General features: G+C 64.1%; 16 protein-coding genes. 7 read left to right on the top strand and 9 right to left on the bottom strand.

The window, feature by feature from the left end:
• Window positions 1-10: 10 nt before the first annotated feature.
• Window positions 11-595 (bottom strand): suppressor of fused domain protein, encoded by a 585-nt coding sequence (locus tag P3G66_RS27915; protein ID WP_007736116.1) that lies wholly within the window; start codon window positions 593-595, stop codon window positions 11-13.
• A 71-nt stretch (window positions 596-666) separates the two neighbouring features.
• Between P3G66_RS27915 and P3G66_RS27910 the strand changes: the two genes are divergently transcribed.
• Both P3G66_RS27910 and P3G66_RS27905 read left to right on the top strand, forming a co-directional pair.
• Complete coding sequence (locus P3G66_RS27910; RefSeq protein ID WP_042450375.1) at window positions 667-1,365, top strand: metallophosphoesterase; 699 nt, start codon at window positions 667-669, stop codon at window positions 1,363-1,365.
• Window positions 1,355-2,218: a hypothetical protein gene (locus P3G66_RS27905; RefSeq protein ID WP_003945080.1), complete on the top strand. Its 864-nt coding sequence runs from the start codon at window positions 1,355-1,357 to the stop codon at window positions 2,216-2,218. Before P3G66_RS27910 ends, P3G66_RS27905 begins: the two co-directional genes overlap by 11 nt.
• Here P3G66_RS27905 and P3G66_RS27900 read toward each other — a convergent pair.
• A complete protein-coding gene (locus P3G66_RS27900; protein WP_073513021.1) occupies window positions 2,211-3,317 on the bottom strand; it encodes a winged helix DNA-binding domain-containing protein in 1,107 nt (368 codons plus the stop codon). The genes P3G66_RS27905 and P3G66_RS27900 overlap by 8 nt on opposite strands.
• Before the next feature lie 10 nt (window positions 3,318-3,327).
• Window positions 3,328-4,593, bottom strand: coding sequence for an ATP-binding protein (locus tag P3G66_RS27895; protein ID WP_050656204.1), 1,266 nt, complete (start codon window positions 4,591-4,593; stop codon window positions 3,328-3,330).
• Window positions 4,594-4,719: 126 nt separating this feature from the next.
• Here P3G66_RS27895 and P3G66_RS27890 point away from each other — a divergent pair, with 126 nt between their 5' ends.
• Entirely contained in the window at window positions 4,720-4,956 is a 237-nt protein-coding gene (locus tag P3G66_RS27890; RefSeq protein ID WP_218959858.1) for a hypothetical protein, read from the top strand.
• A 4-nt stretch (window positions 4,957-4,960) separates the two neighbouring features.
• On the opposite strand, the gene ugpC is transcribed toward P3G66_RS27890, so the two are convergent.
• The 6 genes from ugpC to P3G66_RS27860 all read right to left on the bottom strand — a co-directional run bounded on the left by ugpC (window position 4,961) and on the right by P3G66_RS27860 (window position 11,082).
• A complete protein-coding gene (gene ugpC, locus P3G66_RS27885; RefSeq protein ID WP_019749347.1) occupies window positions 4,961-6,130 on the bottom strand; it encodes a sn-glycerol-3-phosphate ABC transporter ATP-binding protein UgpC in 1,170 nt (389 codons plus the stop codon).
• 4 nt (window positions 6,131-6,134) lie between these two features.
• Entirely contained in the window at window positions 6,135-6,965 is an 831-nt protein-coding gene (locus P3G66_RS27880; protein WP_003945075.1) for a carbohydrate ABC transporter permease, read from the bottom strand.
• Between the two features lies 1 nt (window position 6,966).
• On the bottom strand, window positions 6,967-7,932 hold the full coding sequence (locus tag P3G66_RS27875; RefSeq protein WP_276117401.1) for a sugar ABC transporter permease: 966 nt from the start codon (window positions 7,930-7,932) through the stop codon (window positions 6,967-6,969).
• A complete protein-coding gene (locus tag P3G66_RS27870; protein WP_276117416.1) occupies window positions 7,929-9,266 on the bottom strand; it encodes an ABC transporter substrate-binding protein in 1,338 nt (445 codons plus the stop codon). The genes P3G66_RS27875 and P3G66_RS27870 overlap by 4 nt, the downstream gene beginning before the upstream one ends.
• Before the next feature lie 251 nt (window positions 9,267-9,517).
• The gene (locus tag P3G66_RS27865) at window positions 9,518-10,012 is read right to left on the bottom strand and encodes a general stress protein (RefSeq protein ID WP_003945065.1); all 495 of its coding nucleotides are present in this window, start codon (window positions 10,010-10,012) and stop codon (window positions 9,518-9,520) included.
• Window positions 10,013-10,119: 107 nt separating this feature from the next.
• Window positions 10,120-11,082 carry a CoA ester lyase gene (locus P3G66_RS27860; protein WP_209922304.1) on the bottom strand — a complete coding sequence of 321 codons (963 nt, stop codon included), beginning with the start codon at window positions 11,080-11,082 and terminating at the stop codon, window positions 10,120-10,122.
• A gap of 72 nt (window positions 11,083-11,154) precedes the next feature.
• Here P3G66_RS27860 and P3G66_RS27855 point away from each other — a divergent pair, with 72 nt between their 5' ends.
• The 4 genes from P3G66_RS27855 to P3G66_RS27840 all read left to right on the top strand — a co-directional run bounded on the left by P3G66_RS27855 (window position 11,155) and on the right by P3G66_RS27840 (window position 15,528).
• Window positions 11,155-12,441: a CBS domain-containing protein gene (locus P3G66_RS27855; protein ID WP_003945077.1), complete on the top strand. Its 1,287-nt coding sequence runs from the start codon at window positions 11,155-11,157 to the stop codon at window positions 12,439-12,441.
• Window positions 12,438-12,980 carry a DUF1003 domain-containing protein gene (locus tag P3G66_RS27850; protein ID WP_003945067.1) on the top strand — a complete coding sequence of 181 codons (543 nt, stop codon included), beginning with the start codon at window positions 12,438-12,440 and terminating at the stop codon, window positions 12,978-12,980. The genes P3G66_RS27855 and P3G66_RS27850 overlap by 4 nt, the downstream gene beginning before the upstream one ends.
• A 75-nt stretch (window positions 12,981-13,055) precedes the next feature.
• The gene (locus P3G66_RS27845) at window positions 13,056-14,519 is read left to right on the top strand and encodes a lytic murein transglycosylase (protein WP_225320098.1); all 1,464 of its coding nucleotides are present in this window, start codon (window positions 13,056-13,058) and stop codon (window positions 14,517-14,519) included.
• 145 nt (window positions 14,520-14,664) lie between these two features.
• A complete protein-coding gene (locus P3G66_RS27840) occupies window positions 14,665-15,528 on the top strand; it encodes a lytic murein transglycosylase (RefSeq protein WP_003945171.1) in 864 nt (287 codons plus the stop codon).
• The last annotated feature ends 24 nt before the right edge of the window (window positions 15,529-15,552 follow it).

Below are 15,552 nucleotides of genomic sequence, written 5' to 3'. Positions count from 1 at the left end.
GCCAGCGCAGCTAGAGCGAGGCAGCAGAACGGTGCGGATCGCGGATGTCGATCCCCGCCTCGGTCCACGCTTCCCTCAGTGCCTCCGCGCCGCGCAGACGCACCCAGGCGGCTTCGGTACCGGTCAGGGGGACCACACCAAGGAAGCGCACCGGGTCGAACGGCTCCGGCAGCGTCAGGTCTTCGATCCCGCTGTCACCGAGAAGCACCGCCGTGAACGCAGTGTCCTTCCACAGCGGCTCACCCAGGTCCAACAGTGCGTCCTCGAGCAGCACGACCCCTTCGACGGACGGCGCCGCAGCCAGCACCGCGAGCGTCCTGGCCACACCTGACGCCACACCGGTGCCACCGCGCAGCGTGAGTACCAACTCGGCGCGGGGTCCGCGTGTGGGGTCTGCGACCAGTTCGTTGGGGTCGCCCATCGGATGACGCGAGCACCCCAGTGTGACGTAGCGGACCAGGCCGTCGGGTGATTCGAAACGCAGCACGTCCAGCGGTTCGACACCGAGGAACGTCACCGAGGCCGCGGTGGGGTCCGGCCCCTCGATGCTGCTGACGAGATGGGCCCGGACGGAAGATACGACGCTGTCTGACACTCGTCCATCTAAACACCGTGCCCGCGAGGTTCGCAGCGCAGATACCTCGCGGTGGCGGTAGCGTCGTCGAAATGGTCTCCGTTCTCGCTGTCAGCGACGAGACCGTCGAATTCCTGTGGAGCAGTCAGGTTCGTTCACTCGGAGTCGACGTGATCCTGGGCGCGGGCGATCTGCCGTTTGCGTATCTGGAGTACCTGTCTGACCAACTGAATGCGCCTTGCGTGTTCGTTCCCGGAAACCACGACGCCGATCTGTCCGGATATTCGAACAAGAGATCGGGTTGGACGCGGGCCGGGATGCCTGCGCAGTGGCCAGGGCCTACCGGCGCAGTCAACGCCGACGGACGCATCGTGACCGTCGCCGGTCTGCGGATCGCGGGCCTCGGTGGTTCCATCCGATACAACACGGGTCCCAATCAGTGGTCCGAGCGCCAGCAGAGCCGACGCGCTCGCTCGCTCGCCTGGCGAAACGCCTGGCAATCGCGGCTTCCCGGCGGCCGGGCGGGCGTGGATGTGCTGCTCACCCACAGTCCCGCCCGCGGTGTCGGCGACGCCGAGGATCGGCCACATCGAGGGTTCGAATGCTTCACGCCTTTGATTCACAACCTCGATCCGACGGTGATGGTCCACGGACACATCCACCCGCACGGGCGAACCCCTCTCGATCTGGAGGTAGGCCGGACTATCGTGCTCAATACCGTCGGCTTCACGCTGATGGAGATTTCCCCAGGTACTCCGCCGACGATCGTGAGGCGCCGACATGGCTCGTGACACCGGATTTCCCACAGCCGACGCGGAAAACGACTTCGCTCGTCAGCGTCGACGTGCCGACGTTGCCCGTCTGGTCAGTTGGCTACGACGCGAACCCGACGACGTCAACGCGATCCTGCCGTTCGACGAGGTTGTCGCAGCTCTGGGCAAGGTCGGCGAGAAGTCTCTGGGGCTGCAGGTCGTCACCATCGAATCAATAGTCGGAAGTGTCGACCGCACAGGTGATTTCGACAGGTACTTCCGTCCGACGTCCACTCACTCGCGCGCTCGTTGGGAGCGACTTGCGGTGGCGCAACGACGCGGCGAATCGGTACCACCTGTTCAGTTGTATCGCGTCGGCTCCATGCATTTCGTGATCGACGGGCACCACCGAGTGTCCATTGCGTGTGCGATGCACCAGAAGACAATCGACGCGTACGTCACCGAGATCATCACGCGTATCTCGCCGGAAGGCATCACTCAGCGCGCTGATCTGCTCATCAAGGATCATCGTCGACTCTTCCTCACCCGCGTTCCGCTGCAGGGTTCACAACGCGAAGCCGTCCAGGTCACCGACCCGTGGGAGTACGCCGAACTCAGTGAGTGTGTGGAGGCGTGGGGTTTTCGGCTCATGCAGGAAAAGGGTGAGTTCCTCGGCCGAGACACCGTCGCCCGCCGCTGGTTCGGCGAGGAGTTTCTGCCCGTCGTGCGAATGCTGCGGGGCGCCGACATGTTGCCCGAGCACACCGACGCCGAGGCCTACTTGTGGATCGCCCGGGAGCGGTACCGACTGGTGCGGCGGCACATGTGGAACGACGAGATCGTGGCCGAACTACGCGATCGAGCACCGCGAAAGCACAAGCCCGCTACGTAGCGACAGCGAACCGCACCTCTCGGTTCGGGATCTTCGGGTGCATGAATTTCAGCAACGCACGCGCTTCCTTCTCGATGGATGCGAGCGCGGTCTTCGGTTGCTGTGCAAACAGAGTCGCGCTCAACTCGACCGTCTCCTTGGCCGGCGTCACCGTCGCGAATCCCACCACCTTTCCGCGCACCAGGATGGCGGGCTTGATGATGCCGTTGACGGTGAAGACGCGAGTTCGATACTGCTCGTCCATGATTCGCGAGCGGTCGGCGTGCGAGAGCAGGATGTTGTCGAACGGAGCAAGGATTCTGACCGGCGGTGTTCCGGAGTTCGGTCGTGGCGCATCCGGCAGGTCGAACACCTCGGCCCCTTTCGCGTTGACAAAGGTGATCAGGCCGGGACGCAGCCTCTCGAAGACTTCGGCGAGTCTCGTGAGTCCCGACCACGCTTGCGCATCCTTCACACTCGCGGGCCCGAAGGCAGCCAGATAGCGCAGCACCATCGCGTCGGGATCCGGCGATGAACTCACCTCTGCGCCAAGCCAATTCTCCAAGGTCGTCAGTGCCGGCGCTCCGGATCGTCCCCACAAACCTCGCGGTGGGACCTGCACCATCGGCAGAAGCCCTCGAACGCCGTGCGCCAGTCCCTCGGCCGCGTGGCCGGGAAAGCGCTCTGCCAGTAACGGTCTCATCTGCATCTGAGTGAGCGGCCCGTCCGCTACCAGGTCACGCCCCGCCCGCGCAAGCGCGTCGAGATCCAACCCGGTGAGCGCAGCACGCTGAGTGCTGTTGGTGTGGAGATCGCGTTCCATGATCGTCTGAACCGTGGCCCGGAAGGGACCCGCATCCGCGGCCGAGAGGGCAAAGACCGTGCCCCGCATGGCAACAAGCCGCACCACCTGGCGCTTCTCGACAAGGGTGGAGAGGTCTTCTGCCGCAAAGTTCTTCAGCCGCGCCCACAGTGCCAGGTAAGGCGGATTCGGCGCCTGGGCCTGCAGACCTGCCAGGTGCTCGATCGCATCCAACGCACTGACCTCGGCCCTCCGCAGCATGAACTGCCGCGCCAGAGTCGCCAGGTTGAGCTCGCGATCGGTGATCAGTGCAGCCATCGACAACTCCTCAACGATCGTGGTCAGTGGCGGTGACGATCTCGAACGGTATCTCCACTCGCGCGAGGGTTCCGGACTCTTCACCCGGTCCGACCGAGAACGAGCCACCCGCGGCAACCACACGCAGTTCGTGCGAGAGCAGTCCGATGTGCCCGGCGGCCCGTCGTTCGGCAATCCGATCGGCGCTGATCCCCCGGCCGTCGTCCGAGACCACGAGCACCGCACGGTGGTCCAGTCGTGCAAGCTCGATCCGGACGTTCTGCGCGCCGGCATGTTTGACGACGTTGCCCAGAAGCTCTCGGGTGGCGCCGAACAAGACCTCGTCGGCAGACGTGCGTAGATCGTCGTTCCAGCCCGAAGTGTCGACGTCGACCACCACTCCGCCGCGTCCCTGCGCCGAGCGCGCGAGGTCCCCGATCGCGCGGGCAAGACCCACGTGAACAAGGACAGTGGGATGCAACTCCGAGACGGAGGATCTCAACAGCGTTGTCGCTTCACCGAGCGCTTTCGCGGCTCGCGCCAGGGCGACAGGCTCCGCGCTGTCTGCCAATTCGTCGAGATCCATCCGCGCCGCGAGGACGTACTGCAGCGCCCCGTCGTGTAATTGCTCCGACAGTTCCGTGCGCTCACGCTGCTCGAGCCCCATGAGCTCGGCAAGAAGGCTCGTGCGATGCCCGACGAGTTGTCCGATGGTCAACACGCGTGATCTTTGAATCCGAGTCAATCCGATTGCGCCCGCGCCCACTCCGGCCAAGGCCATGGTGCTCAGCAGGATCGACGGCCACGGCTCGGAGTTCGAAGTCATCGTTGCCCAACTGGAAACGAAGAACACCCCGATCGTGCAGGCAACGACGCCGACACACACGTCCGTCCGCAGTTGCGTACACGCAAGAACCGGAATGACGAAGAGCCCGTTGCTCAAGATGTCGGCGGTCCAACTCTGCTCGGCTGCGAGACCGGTCAGCAATGTCAGAGTTGCGAGCACGGCGAGGTCGACGAACAAGCCGAGCCAGATCATCGTCACCGGGCCGGTGCCGCCCTTGCGGATCCACAGCGCCACGGCTGCCGACCAGAGGGCATAGGCGCCCAGAATCGCGAAACACCATCCCGCGTCGTTCATCGGCGGGACGAAGATCAGTGTCAGGGCGATGAACAGCACCAGAGCGCCGCGCACCGTCAGTTGGAGGTACGCACCGCGGTAGGCGTGTTCGCGCAAGATCCGCTCGAGGTCCGGGCCGCCGGGCAGGTGCTCGGTTCGTACCGAGGATTCGTTCATCTGTCCTCCTGTGCCGCCCATCCCAGTTCCCTGTGAATGAGCTTCGCACACGAGATTTCACAATCAACCCGCAATACCGTGAATGGCACAGCATTCACCGAACCTCGAAACCACGCAGGAGTGCTCATGATCTCGACCCGAGCAAGCAAGCGCCGCATCGCCACTCGATTTGCCGTCGCCGGCGCCCTGGCAGCGGCGCCGATCGCCGTGGTGGCCGGGACAGCGCAAGCCGCCCCGGCCTCCACCCATCACGAACAATTCGGCCGCCTGGTCCCCCTACCCGAACCGGCCGACGCAGCGCCCGGCCCCGAACAGGTACCGCTGCCCTGGGCCGCGACGTATTCGGTCACCTTGCCCGGGTAGAGGTTCACAGCAGCAGGTTGGCTCCCGTACCGCCGTCGAAGACCGCGATCTTGGCGGGGTCGAACCACAGATCGATCGACCTGCCCTGGGCCACCGTGGACTCGGATGAGAGCCTGGCAACCAGTTGGCCGCCACCAGCGACGGCCGTTCCCGAATCTGCGGCGAGTTCCTCGAGTTCACGAGAATTGACGGCAGGACCACCGGCAAGGAAATACGCGTACTTGTCCGAACCCATCGACTCCAACACGTCCACGTCGACGGTGAACGTACCGCCGTGCGGCTTCTGCGCTGCATCGACCAGCGCCACGTCCTCGAAATGCTCCGGTCTGATACCGACCACCACGTCCTTGCCCGAACCGCTGCCCGAGATCTTCGACTGCGCCGCCGCTGGCAGGCGAACATCGCCGATCGGCGTGCTCACACCGTCGGCCGTCAACTGTCCGGGGAAGAAGTTCATGGACGGGGACCCGATGAATCCCGCCACGAACAGATTGTTCGGACGATCGTAGAGTTCCTGCGGCGCACCGATCTGTTGCACGATTCCGCCGCGCAGCACGACTACCCGATCGCCGAGCGTCATCGCCTCGGTCTGGTCGTGGGTCACGTAAATCGTTGTCGTACCGAGTCGCTGCTGCAGACGGGCGATCTCCGTCCTCATCTGCACGCGCAGTTTGGCGTCCAGGTTCGATAGCGGCTCGTCCATGAGAAACGCCTTCGGGCTGCGCACGATTGCGCGTCCCATCGCGACACGCTGACGCTGACCGCCCGACAGGTTCGCCGGTTTGCGATCGAGATGCTGGGTGAGGTCGAGGACCCGCGCAGCGTCGTCGACCTTGGCGTTGATCTCGTCCTTGGACATCTTCGCCAATGTCAGTGGGAAAGCGATGTTCTGACGCACCGTCATGTGCGGATACAGCGCATACGACTGGAACACCATCGCGATGTCGCGGTCCTTGGGGGCGCGTTCGTTGACGCGTTCACCCGCGATCCGCAACTCACCGGTCGAAATGTCTTCCAGCCCGGCAATCATGTTGAGCGTCGTGGATTTTCCACAACCGGACGGGCCCACGAGAATGATGAATTCTCCGTCGGCGATGGTGATGTCGACATCACTGACCGCCTTGGCTCCGTCCGGGTACAGCTTGGTCACCTTGTCCAGCACGATCTCGGCCACAGGCTTATCCCTTCACTGCGCCGGAAGTAAGCCCGGCCACGATACGACGTTGGAAGAACAGAACAAAGATGATGATCGGAATGGTGATGACCATGGCGGCCGCGGCGATCGACCCGGTGGGCTCCTCGAATTGTGAAGCGCCGGTGAAGTTTGCGATGGCCGCAGGGGCGGTGATGGAGCGTTCGGTCGACGTCAGCGAAATCGCGAACAACAGGTCGTTCCAGCAGAAGATGAACACCAGGATTCCCGCAGTGACGATGCCGGGCGCGGCCAGTGGAGCCACCACCTTCCGGAACGCCTGCCCCGGAGTCGCGCCGTCCATCTGCGCCGCCTTCTCGAGTTCCCAAGGAATCTCTTTGAAGAACGCCGAGAGCGTGTAGATCGCCAACGGCAACGCAAAGGTGATGTACGGCAGGATGAGTCCGGCCCAGGTGTCGAAGAGTCCGAGCCGTCGTTCGATGTCGAACAGCGGGCTCACCAATGAAATCTGCGGGAACATCGCGATCAGCAGGGCAACAGCCACCAGCAGCTTCTTGCCCGGAAAATCCAGGCGCGCAATCGCGTAAGCAGCCATGGTTCCGATCACCACGGCGATGACCGTCGAGATGAGTCCGATGCCGATGGAGTTGATCAGAGCACTGGTGAAGGCGCTGGTGTCGAAGATTCCTCGGTAGTTGTCCAGGGTCCACTTCTCCGGAATGAACTTGCCGTCCTTGATGGTTCCGGCGGGCTTGAAGGACAGGCTGGCGATCCACAGGACGGGAACCAGCGCGTACAGCAAGACCAGAAGGTTGACGACGGACCAGCTGATCTTGAGTCTGGGAGTCACGGTCATGTCAGCGTCCTTCCATATCGGATCCGGGAGCCGAAGCACCGAAAAGTTTGATGAAGATGAACGCGATCACGGCCACACACACGAAGATCAGCACGCTGATCGCGGATCCGATGCCCAAGTTGAATGCCTTGAACAGATTGTCGTAACCCAGAATCGACACCGACCCGGTGTCGTTCGCTCCCTTCGTGAGCACGTAGATGTTGTCGAAGATGCGGAATGCGTCGAGTGTGCGGAACAGCAGAGCGACGAGGATGGCGGGCTTCATCAGCGGAAGGATGATGCGTACCAACCGGGTCCACGCGCCGGCGCCGTCCACCTGAGCCGCCTTGAGAAGGTCATCGGGCACGAGCGCCAAGCCGGCGAGCAGGAGCAGCGCCATGAACGGCGTCGTCTTCCAGACCTCGGCAAGGACGATGATCGCGAGCGACGGGATCTGGTCGGTGAGCGGCGCACTGCCGTCGGGCAGGAGATTGGCGAGGTAGCCGGTCCCCGGCGTCCACGCGTAGTACCAGCTGTATGCCGCCGCGACGGTGACGATGCCGTACGGGATGAGCACAACGGTGCGGACGAGCCCCTTACCCACGATCGTTCGGTGCATCACCAGTGCGATGGTCAGTCCGAGAACGAACTCGATGACGACCGAGACAACCGTGATCGACGTCGTCACCGCGAACGCTTGCCACCAGTAACCGTCGGTCAGCACCGACACGTAGTTGTCGAACCACACGAACTTTCGTTGATCCGGGAAGCGCAGGTCGTAGCGCTGCAAACTCAGCCAGACGGCGTAGACCACCGGATAAGCGGTCACCGCGATCATGAGAATCGCGGCCGGGGCCACCAGCCAGAGACCGAGGCGACGCTCGGCCGCCTTTCCGTCGGATATCTTCGTTTTCGCGGAGTGCTTCGGCTCCGGCGACGCCGTCGCGACTGTTGGTGCAGCTCCCGAATTTTCGCTGTCGATCGTCACGGAATCAGCCCCTCGGAATTGACTGCCTTGCGTACCTGCTCGGCAAGATCGTTCACGGTCGATTCCGGATCGATGTTTCCCACAGGGTTCAGCGTGGCAGTGATGAGCGTCGAAATACTCTGATAGGCAGGAGAAACCGGCCGAACCGAAGCGGTGTCCAGGCTGTCGCGAACCTCACGCCACGCCGGGTACGCCTCCTGGAACGCCGGGTCGTCGTACAGGCTCTCGAGAGTCGGCGGAACGCCACCGGCTACCGCGTTGTTGCGCTGATTCTCCTCGCTACGCAGACAGGTCAGCGCCTCGAAAGCGAGGTCCGGATGCTGACTGGTCTTGGCCACCGCCACGTTGAAGCCGCCGATCGTGACCTCGGCCGGCTTACCCTCGATCACCGAGGGATACGGAGCGGCAAGGAAATTCCGTTCTCCGTTCACCGTGAGCACCGTGTTTCCGGTGTTCTCACTGGTGACGTTGCCCTTGTCGTCGATGTACGGCAGATCGCCCTTCTCGGCATTCTCCATGATGCCGGGCAGCACGAATGGCCAGTTGACCTGGAAGGCAGATTTGCCGCTCTCCATACCCAGTCGCGACGACGCTTCATCCCCCTGCGAGATCGAGGGATCCGCACCCTTGGCGGTAGCGACGCGCTTCATGACGGTCAGCGCCTGCTGGGCAGCATCACCGTCGGCCACCGTCACGGTTGTTCCGTCCGGCCCCACCACCGATCCGCCGGCACTGGCGAGAAGGGTGTTGAACCAGACCATCAATCCTTCGTACTGCTTGCCCTGCACACCGATCCAGCTGGGGCGCCCCTCCGCGGCCAGGCCTTCGGAGATGTCGATCATCTGATCCCAGGTCTGGGGTGGTTGCCCGTCCGGCATCAAATCCTTTCGATACCAGAGCAATTGGGTGTTGGTGTTCAATGGCGCCGCATAGAGCTGGTCCTGCCACTTCGCCGACTCCAGCGGACCCTCGAGCGTCCCGTTGCTGACCTCGGCCGCCACGTCGTCAGGAAGCGGCAATGCCCATCCCGCTTCGGCGAATTCGGCAGTCCACACCACGTCGAGCGTCATCAGATCGAGTGACTTGTCATTGCCGGTCAGACGCCGGGCCAACTGAAGTCGCTGGTCGTCGGCACCCTTGGGCAGAGTTTTCTGCTCGACCCGGTACGCGCCGTTCGACGCCGCCGAACAATTGGCGGCGGCCTCCGCATACTGCTCGGCGCCGTCGGCAGCGGTGTAGAAGGACAGCACCACGCCGTCGTCATTGTCCGATCCGCACGCACTGAGCAAGGGCGCCAACAACAATGTTGCCGCGCCGAGCAACCCCGCCCGCAATTTCTTCTTCTGTCCCGCCCGCGATCTCTCGTTCTGCCCCGCCCGCGATCTCTTGTTCTGCACAGCCGTCCTCCTCGGGCGGCGAGACGGCGCAGTCGTTACGGCTGGCCGACGCACCACACATCGGCACTTTTGCCGGAGAAGGGACCTATTTCCTTGTCCGGCAAACGGTCACGGGAAGCGAGTACTACCTCGCCCGCGTGTACATAAAGTAACCGAGATCACACAAGTTGGCAGCCCGAGCGAGAATGTCAGATGGCGAGCTTGGCGAGCAGGTCGCGCGCCGACTCCGCCGTCTTGGGCTCACACAGTACGTCGTAACGTCCGGCGACCAACTGCATCGTCGAGGCGAAGTCCCGCTGCCCACGCGTCGCGGCGTACGGAATCGTCGTGGAGATGACACCGAAGATGATGCCGCCCACGATGCCCGCGATCAGCGGAGCGAGGAAACCACCGGTGACGATTCCGAGCACCAGGCCGAAGAAGACACCGAGCCAAGCACCGGAGACGATGCCGCCACCGATCACCTTGGCCCACGTCAACCGACCGAGAACTCGCTCGACCTGCATCAGGTTCACGCCGACGATCGTGACGTCCTGAACCGGGAATTCCTGATCGGAGAGGTAATCGACTGCGCGCTGCGCCTCGGCGTAGGTGGGGTACGACCCGATAGGCCATCCCGAAGGCGGTGTCGGCAACGCTCCACGGCGCGACCCATTCGACGATTGACCGAGCGGATTGGACATGGCTGGCTGCGCTCCTCTTTTCGGGCACGTCATCCACGCGGATGACGCAAGTACATCTACCCCCTATTGTGCCCTTTACAGACCTGATTCGTTCGGCTATGCGAGCGTCAGGCGTGTTCGGGCGGCGTGAATTCCGACGTGCGCGCCATCCCCGCGGCGCGGCCCTTGGCCGAAATCACCAGTGCCATCTTGCGACTCGCCTCGTCGATCATCTCGTCGCCGAGCATGACGGCGCCCCGCCCTCCCCCGGCAGCCGAGGTGTGGAACGCGTACGCGTCCAAGATGAGTTCCGCACGGTCGTAATCGGATTGGCGCGGACTGAACACCTCGTTGGCCGCCTCGATCTGCGTGGGGTGCAGAACCCACTTGCCGTCGAAACCGAGCGCTGCCGTTCGCGCAGCCGACCGAGTGAAAGCCTCGACGTCGCGGATCTGCAGGTACGGCCCGTCGATGGCCTGGACGCCGTGCGCCCGCGCGGCCATCAAGATGGTCATCAGGATGTGGTGATACGCGTCACCGCGGTCGTAGCCGTCCGGTTGCTCACCGACGACCAGAGTTCGCATGTTCAGGCTCGCCATGAAGTCGGCCGGGCCGAACACGAGCGCCTCGACGCGGGGACTCGCGGTGGCGATCGCGTCGATGTTGGTCAAGCCGATCGCGTTCTCGATCTGCGGTTCGATCCCGATCCTGCCGACCTCGAGACCGTTGGCCTTCTCGACCTGCGTCAACAACAAATCGAGCGCCTGGACGTGACTCGCATCGGGAACCTTGGGCAGCAGAATGGCGTCCAGATGCGCTCCGGCGCGGCCCACCACCTCCACGACGTCGGCATACGTCCATTCGGTGGTCCAGTCGTTGACCCGGACGACCTTGACCTGTTTGCCCCACCCGCCCTCGGCCAACGCGTCGCCGATCGACTCCCTGGCCGCCTGCTTCGCCAGCGGCGCCACCGCATCTTCGAGGTCGAGAAAGATCTCGTCGGCGGGCAATCCCTTCGCCTTGTCGATCATCTTCCGACTGCTGCCGGGAACTGCCAATACCGATCGACGGGAACGGTTGCGTGAAGTCATTGCGGACTGCCCTTCTCGATTTTCGGTGGCGCCGTTGCAGATTTTGACGCTGGACGAATTAGCCTTGCAATCATGGCAGCAGCAGGCAAGGTATTTGCAGCCAGGCTTGCCGGCCTGGTTGTACTCGGCCCGGACGGCGAATCGATCGGTCGTGTGCGCGACGTCGTCATCACGGTCCGCATCGGACGCCAGCAACCCCGCGTTCTCGGTCTGGTGATCGAAATGTTCACGCGCAAACGCATTTTCGTTCCGATGTTGCGTGTGACAGCAATCGAACCGAGTGCAGTCACCCTCACCACCGGTAACGTCAGTCTGCGGCGCTTCAACCAGCGCCCGGGCGAAGTGCTCGCTCTGGCGCAGGTACTCGATTCGCATGTGCGCGTGGACGACCCGGAACTCGAGGAGCTTCACGGCGTCGACACGATAGTCGTCGATCTCGGAATCGAATCGACGCGGACGCGAGACTGGGTGGTCTCCAAGGTCGCGGTTCGCGGCCATCGCGGACGCCTCGGTCGACGCGCGGCGATTCACATCGTCGACTGGCAGCACGTCGCCGGCCTCACCCAGAGCGATCTCTCACTCCCCGGCCAGGGCGTAGCTCACCTGCTTCTCCAGTACGAAGGCATGCGACCCGCCGATGTGGCCAACGCCATGCGCGAACTGCCGGAGAAGCGCCGCCACGAACTGGCCGTGGCGCTCGACGACGAACGCCTCGCCGACGTCGTGCAGGAACTGCCGGCGGACGACCAGACCGATCTGCTGATGCACCTGGAAGTCGAACGCGCCGCCGATCTACTCGAAGCGATGGATCCCGACGACGCCGCCGACCTGTTGGGCGAGCTGCCCGAAACCGAGGCCGAGTCACTGCTTCAGTTGATGGACCCGCAGGATTCCGAACCTGTTCGACGCCTGCTCGAGCATTCCCCGGACACTGCCGGTGGTCTGATGACGCCCGAACCGGTGGTACTGACGGCCTCGACGACGGTCGCGGAGGCCCTTGCCCGCGCCCGCAACTACGACGTGACCCCGGCGCTGTCGAGCATGGTCTTCGTCGTACGTCCGCCGACGGCGACTCCGACCGGGCGGTATCTCGGCTGCGTCCACTTGCAGAAGCTTCTCCGCGAGCCTCCCGCCAGCCTGGTAGGCGGACTACTCGACACCGACATGCCCCGGTTGGCCCCGGACGACTCGTTGGCGTCGGTCACCCGATATTTCGCGACGTACAACTTGGTATGCGGGCCGGTCGTGGACGACGAGAACCACCTGATCGGGGCCGTGACGGTCGACGACGTGCTCGATCACCTCCTGCCGGAAGACTGGCGTGAGGATTACTCCGACGACGAGGAACTACTCCGATGAGCGAACGGGCGTCGAGCACGACCGCACGGCAACGACTGGAAACGCCTCGCGGAAGCCGCCGGTTCAATCTCGATTTCGACGTCGAAGCTGTCGGGCGCGTCAGTGAACGCATCGCCCGCTTCCTCGGCACCGGGCGTTATCTCGCAATCCAGACGATCATCGTGATCGTCTGGATCCTGATCAACGTGTTCGCGGTGGCCCTGCAGTGGGACCCGTACCCGTTCATCCTGCTCAACCTGGCCTTCTCCACCCAGGCCGCCTACGCGGCGCCGCTGATCCTGCTGGCCCAGAACCGTCAGGAGAACCGCGACCGGGTCTCGCTCGAGGAGGACCGCTCACGCGCCGAGCAAACCAAGGCGGATACCGAATTCCTCGCCCGAGAACTCGCAGCTCTGCGTATCGCCGTCGGCGAGGTTGCCACCCGCGACTACCTGCGACGGGAGCTCGAGGAGATCAAGTCGATCCTTGCTGCCGACGGCGAACCGACCCCGAAGAAGAAGCACCGTGACTCGAATACTGCGAAACAAAGTCACAACTAGCTGAGCGTTCGCTGAGTTTTGCTGCACGCACCGTGACCGATATGTAACGTAAGTCACAGCAATATGGATATCACGGTGGGTACTCCGGAGCGGGAGCGCCAGCAAAGGGGAATCGTGCGAGTACGCGGAATGATTGCAGCATCCACACTGGTGGGGGGACTGCTCGTCGTCACAGGTCCAGCGGCCCTCACTGCCGGAAGCGCACCGACCGGAGGGTCACAGGTTCCGATCGCACTGGCGGGCTCCGCCTCGATTGCGCAGCCGGACTCTGTCGACTTCCTCCCGACGCCCCGCACGGTCCGAACGCAAAGATCGGCCCCGCCCAGCGATACGGTCGCCGGCGCCCCGGCAGCGCCCAACGCTGCGGCCGTCGTCCTCACCTCTCTGGGCATCCCCGAGATCGTCCTGAACGCGTACCGCTCCGCGGAGCTGGTGATGATGACCGAGGCACCGGGATGCGGAATCCCCTGGCATCTTCTGGCCGGCATCGGACGCATCGAATCCGGTCACGCCAACGGCGGCAAGACGACCTCGGTGGGTACGACGGTCACCCCGATCCTCGGCCCCGTCCTCGACGGACGGCTGGCAGGCAACGAAGTCATTCGGGACACCGACAAGGGCGCGATCGACGGCGACCCCACTCACGACCGCGCCGTCGGGCCGATGCAGTTCATTCCGGCCACCTGGGCCGGATATGCCAGCGACGGCAACGGGGACGGAATCAAGGACCCCAACAACGTCTTCGATGCGGCGCTCTCGGCAGCGAAGTACCTCTGCAGCGGCGGACTCAACCTGCGCGATGTCGCCCAGGAGACCAAAGCTGTTCTGCGATACAACAACTCGGCCGCTTACGCAGCAAACGTGATCATGTGGTCGACGGCATACAAGAACGGTGTCATTCCTTCCGGTCAGCTGCCGTACACCTCGGGCATCAACACCGGCAGCTCCGCGATCAACGCCGCCGCCTCGGCAGACTCCGCCGCTTCGGCCGTACTTGCCGCGGCTGCGGCTACCGATCCGGCGGCCGGCGACAAGGAATCAGCGTCGACGACGCCGACCCCGACCACCACTCCCCTCTTCCCGGGTCTGCCGGACATGCCTGCACTCTCACCCGAGATCCAGGCACTGATCCCGCCGGGCGTCATGCCGACCAGCCCCGCTCCGGGACCCAACGCCGCCCGGAATGCGGCTCCCGGTCCGATCATCCCGCTCCCCGTCCTCACCTCACGGGGTCTCGTGTGGCCGATTCTGACGGCCGAGGGATGGCGCTGGCCCGACGACATGTGTGTGATCCTTCCGGACCCCGCAGCCCTCGACGCCTTGCAGGACGGCATCCTTCTGCCGTGCACGATCCCGGGCATGGCAGTGGCCGCCACGGCACCCGCCACCACCGACGCGGCTCCCGCGGAATCCTCTCCACCCGCCGCCCCCTCTCCGGAGCCCGCACCGGCACCCGCACCCGCACCGGAGCCCGCTCCGGCCCCGGCTCCGGCATTCGTGCCGTTCTTCCCGGGCCTACCCGGCATGCCCGCTCTGTAACCGAAAAATCACGAAAGAACAGTGCATATGCCCCAAACTGCCCTTCTAGATCACGGTTGAATAACGGAAACGCAACAAATCAGGTAGCCTCGACTCCGTCAGTTGAACGGAAAACCTCCTCGCGGAGGTTCAGGAGGCATACACAGTGGGTCGGCACAGCAAGAAGACAGATTCGCACATCCGTCGAAATTCGGTCATCGCGCTCACCGGACTCATCCCTATCGGACTCGTCACCGCAGCCAACACGGCCGGCGCCGCTCCCAAGGTCCCGTTCTTCAACACCAGCTCCGCCGAAACGGTGGACACCGCCGCACAAGCCACGCAGGAGCCGCAGGCGCAGATTCTGCCCGCCGTCGAAGCAATCGCCGAGCCGGCTCCCGCCCCCGCGCCGGAACCCGCGCCGCTGGCTCCCGTGCAGGCCACTCCCCCGCTCCCCGCGTCCATGGCCGAGGGAGCACTCGGAATCCCGAGCGTGAGCGTCGCCGCCTACCAGAACGCCGAGCGGATCCTCGCCGTCGAGAAGCCCAACTGCAACATGCACTGGACGCTCCTCGCCGGTATCGGCCGCGTCGAATCCGGCCACGCCAACGACGGCAAGGACGCCGACGCGAACGGCAACCTCTACAAGCCCGTGATCGGCCTGCCACTCAACGGCAGCCTCCCCGGCCAGGCCGTCATCATGGACACCGACGGCGGCGCCCTCGACGGCGACACCGTCTACGACCGCGCAGTCGGCCCGATGCAGTTCATCCCGTCCACGTGGAACCAATACGCCGGTGACGGCAACGGTGACGGAATCGCCGACCCGCAGAACCTTTTCGACTCCGCACTGACCACCGGCAAGTACCTGTGCGACGGCGGACTCAACATGCAGGACGTCACCCAGGTTGCCTCCGCGATCCACCGCTACAACAACTCGGCCGCCTACGTCGCCAACGTTCTGGCCTGGTCGCTCGGGTACTCCACCGGCATCGTGCCCGCCGCATCGGACCTGCCGCGCATCCACTGACCTACCTGGACTTACCATGGAGTC

The sequence above is a fragment of the Rhodococcus sp. C3V genome (assembly GCF_029269915.1).
Taxonomy (GTDB): domain Bacteria; phylum Actinomycetota; class Actinomycetes; order Mycobacteriales; family Mycobacteriaceae; genus Rhodococcus_F; species Rhodococcus_F qingshengii.
Note: the sequence above shows the minus strand (reverse complement) of the source record. Positions and strands in the feature narration are given on the sequence as shown.

Coding starts and splice junctions, on each gene's coding strand:
- P3G66_RS27910 (WP_042450375.1), top strand. CDS start 667: ATGGTCTCCGTTCTCGCTGTCAGCGACGAGACCGTCGAATTCCTGTGG.
- P3G66_RS27905 (WP_003945080.1), top strand. CDS start 1,355: ATGGCTCGTGACACCGGATTTCCCACAGCCGACGCGGAAAACGACTTC.
- P3G66_RS27900 (WP_073513021.1), bottom strand. CDS start 3,317: ATGGCTGCACTGATCACCGATCGCGAGCTCAACCTGGCGACTCTGGCG.
- P3G66_RS27895 (WP_050656204.1), bottom strand. CDS start 4,593: ATGAACGAATCCTCGGTACGAACCGAGCACCTGCCCGGCGGCCCGGAC.
- P3G66_RS27890 (WP_218959858.1), top strand. CDS start 4,720: ATGATCTCGACCCGAGCAAGCAAGCGCCGCATCGCCACTCGATTTGCC.
- P3G66_RS27880 (WP_003945075.1), bottom strand. CDS start 6,965: ATGACCGTGACTCCCAGACTCAAGATCAGCTGGTCCGTCGTCAACCTT.
- P3G66_RS27865 (WP_003945065.1), bottom strand. CDS start 10,012: ATGTCCAATCCGCTCGGTCAATCGTCGAATGGGTCGCGCCGTGGAGCG.
- P3G66_RS27860 (WP_209922304.1), bottom strand. CDS start 11,082: ATGACTTCACGCAACCGTTCCCGTCGATCGGTATTGGCAGTTCCCGGC.
- P3G66_RS27855 (WP_003945077.1), top strand. CDS start 11,155: ATGGCAGCAGCAGGCAAGGTATTTGCAGCCAGGCTTGCCGGCCTGGTT.
- P3G66_RS27850 (WP_003945067.1), top strand. CDS start 12,438: ATGAGCGAACGGGCGTCGAGCACGACCGCACGGCAACGACTGGAAACG.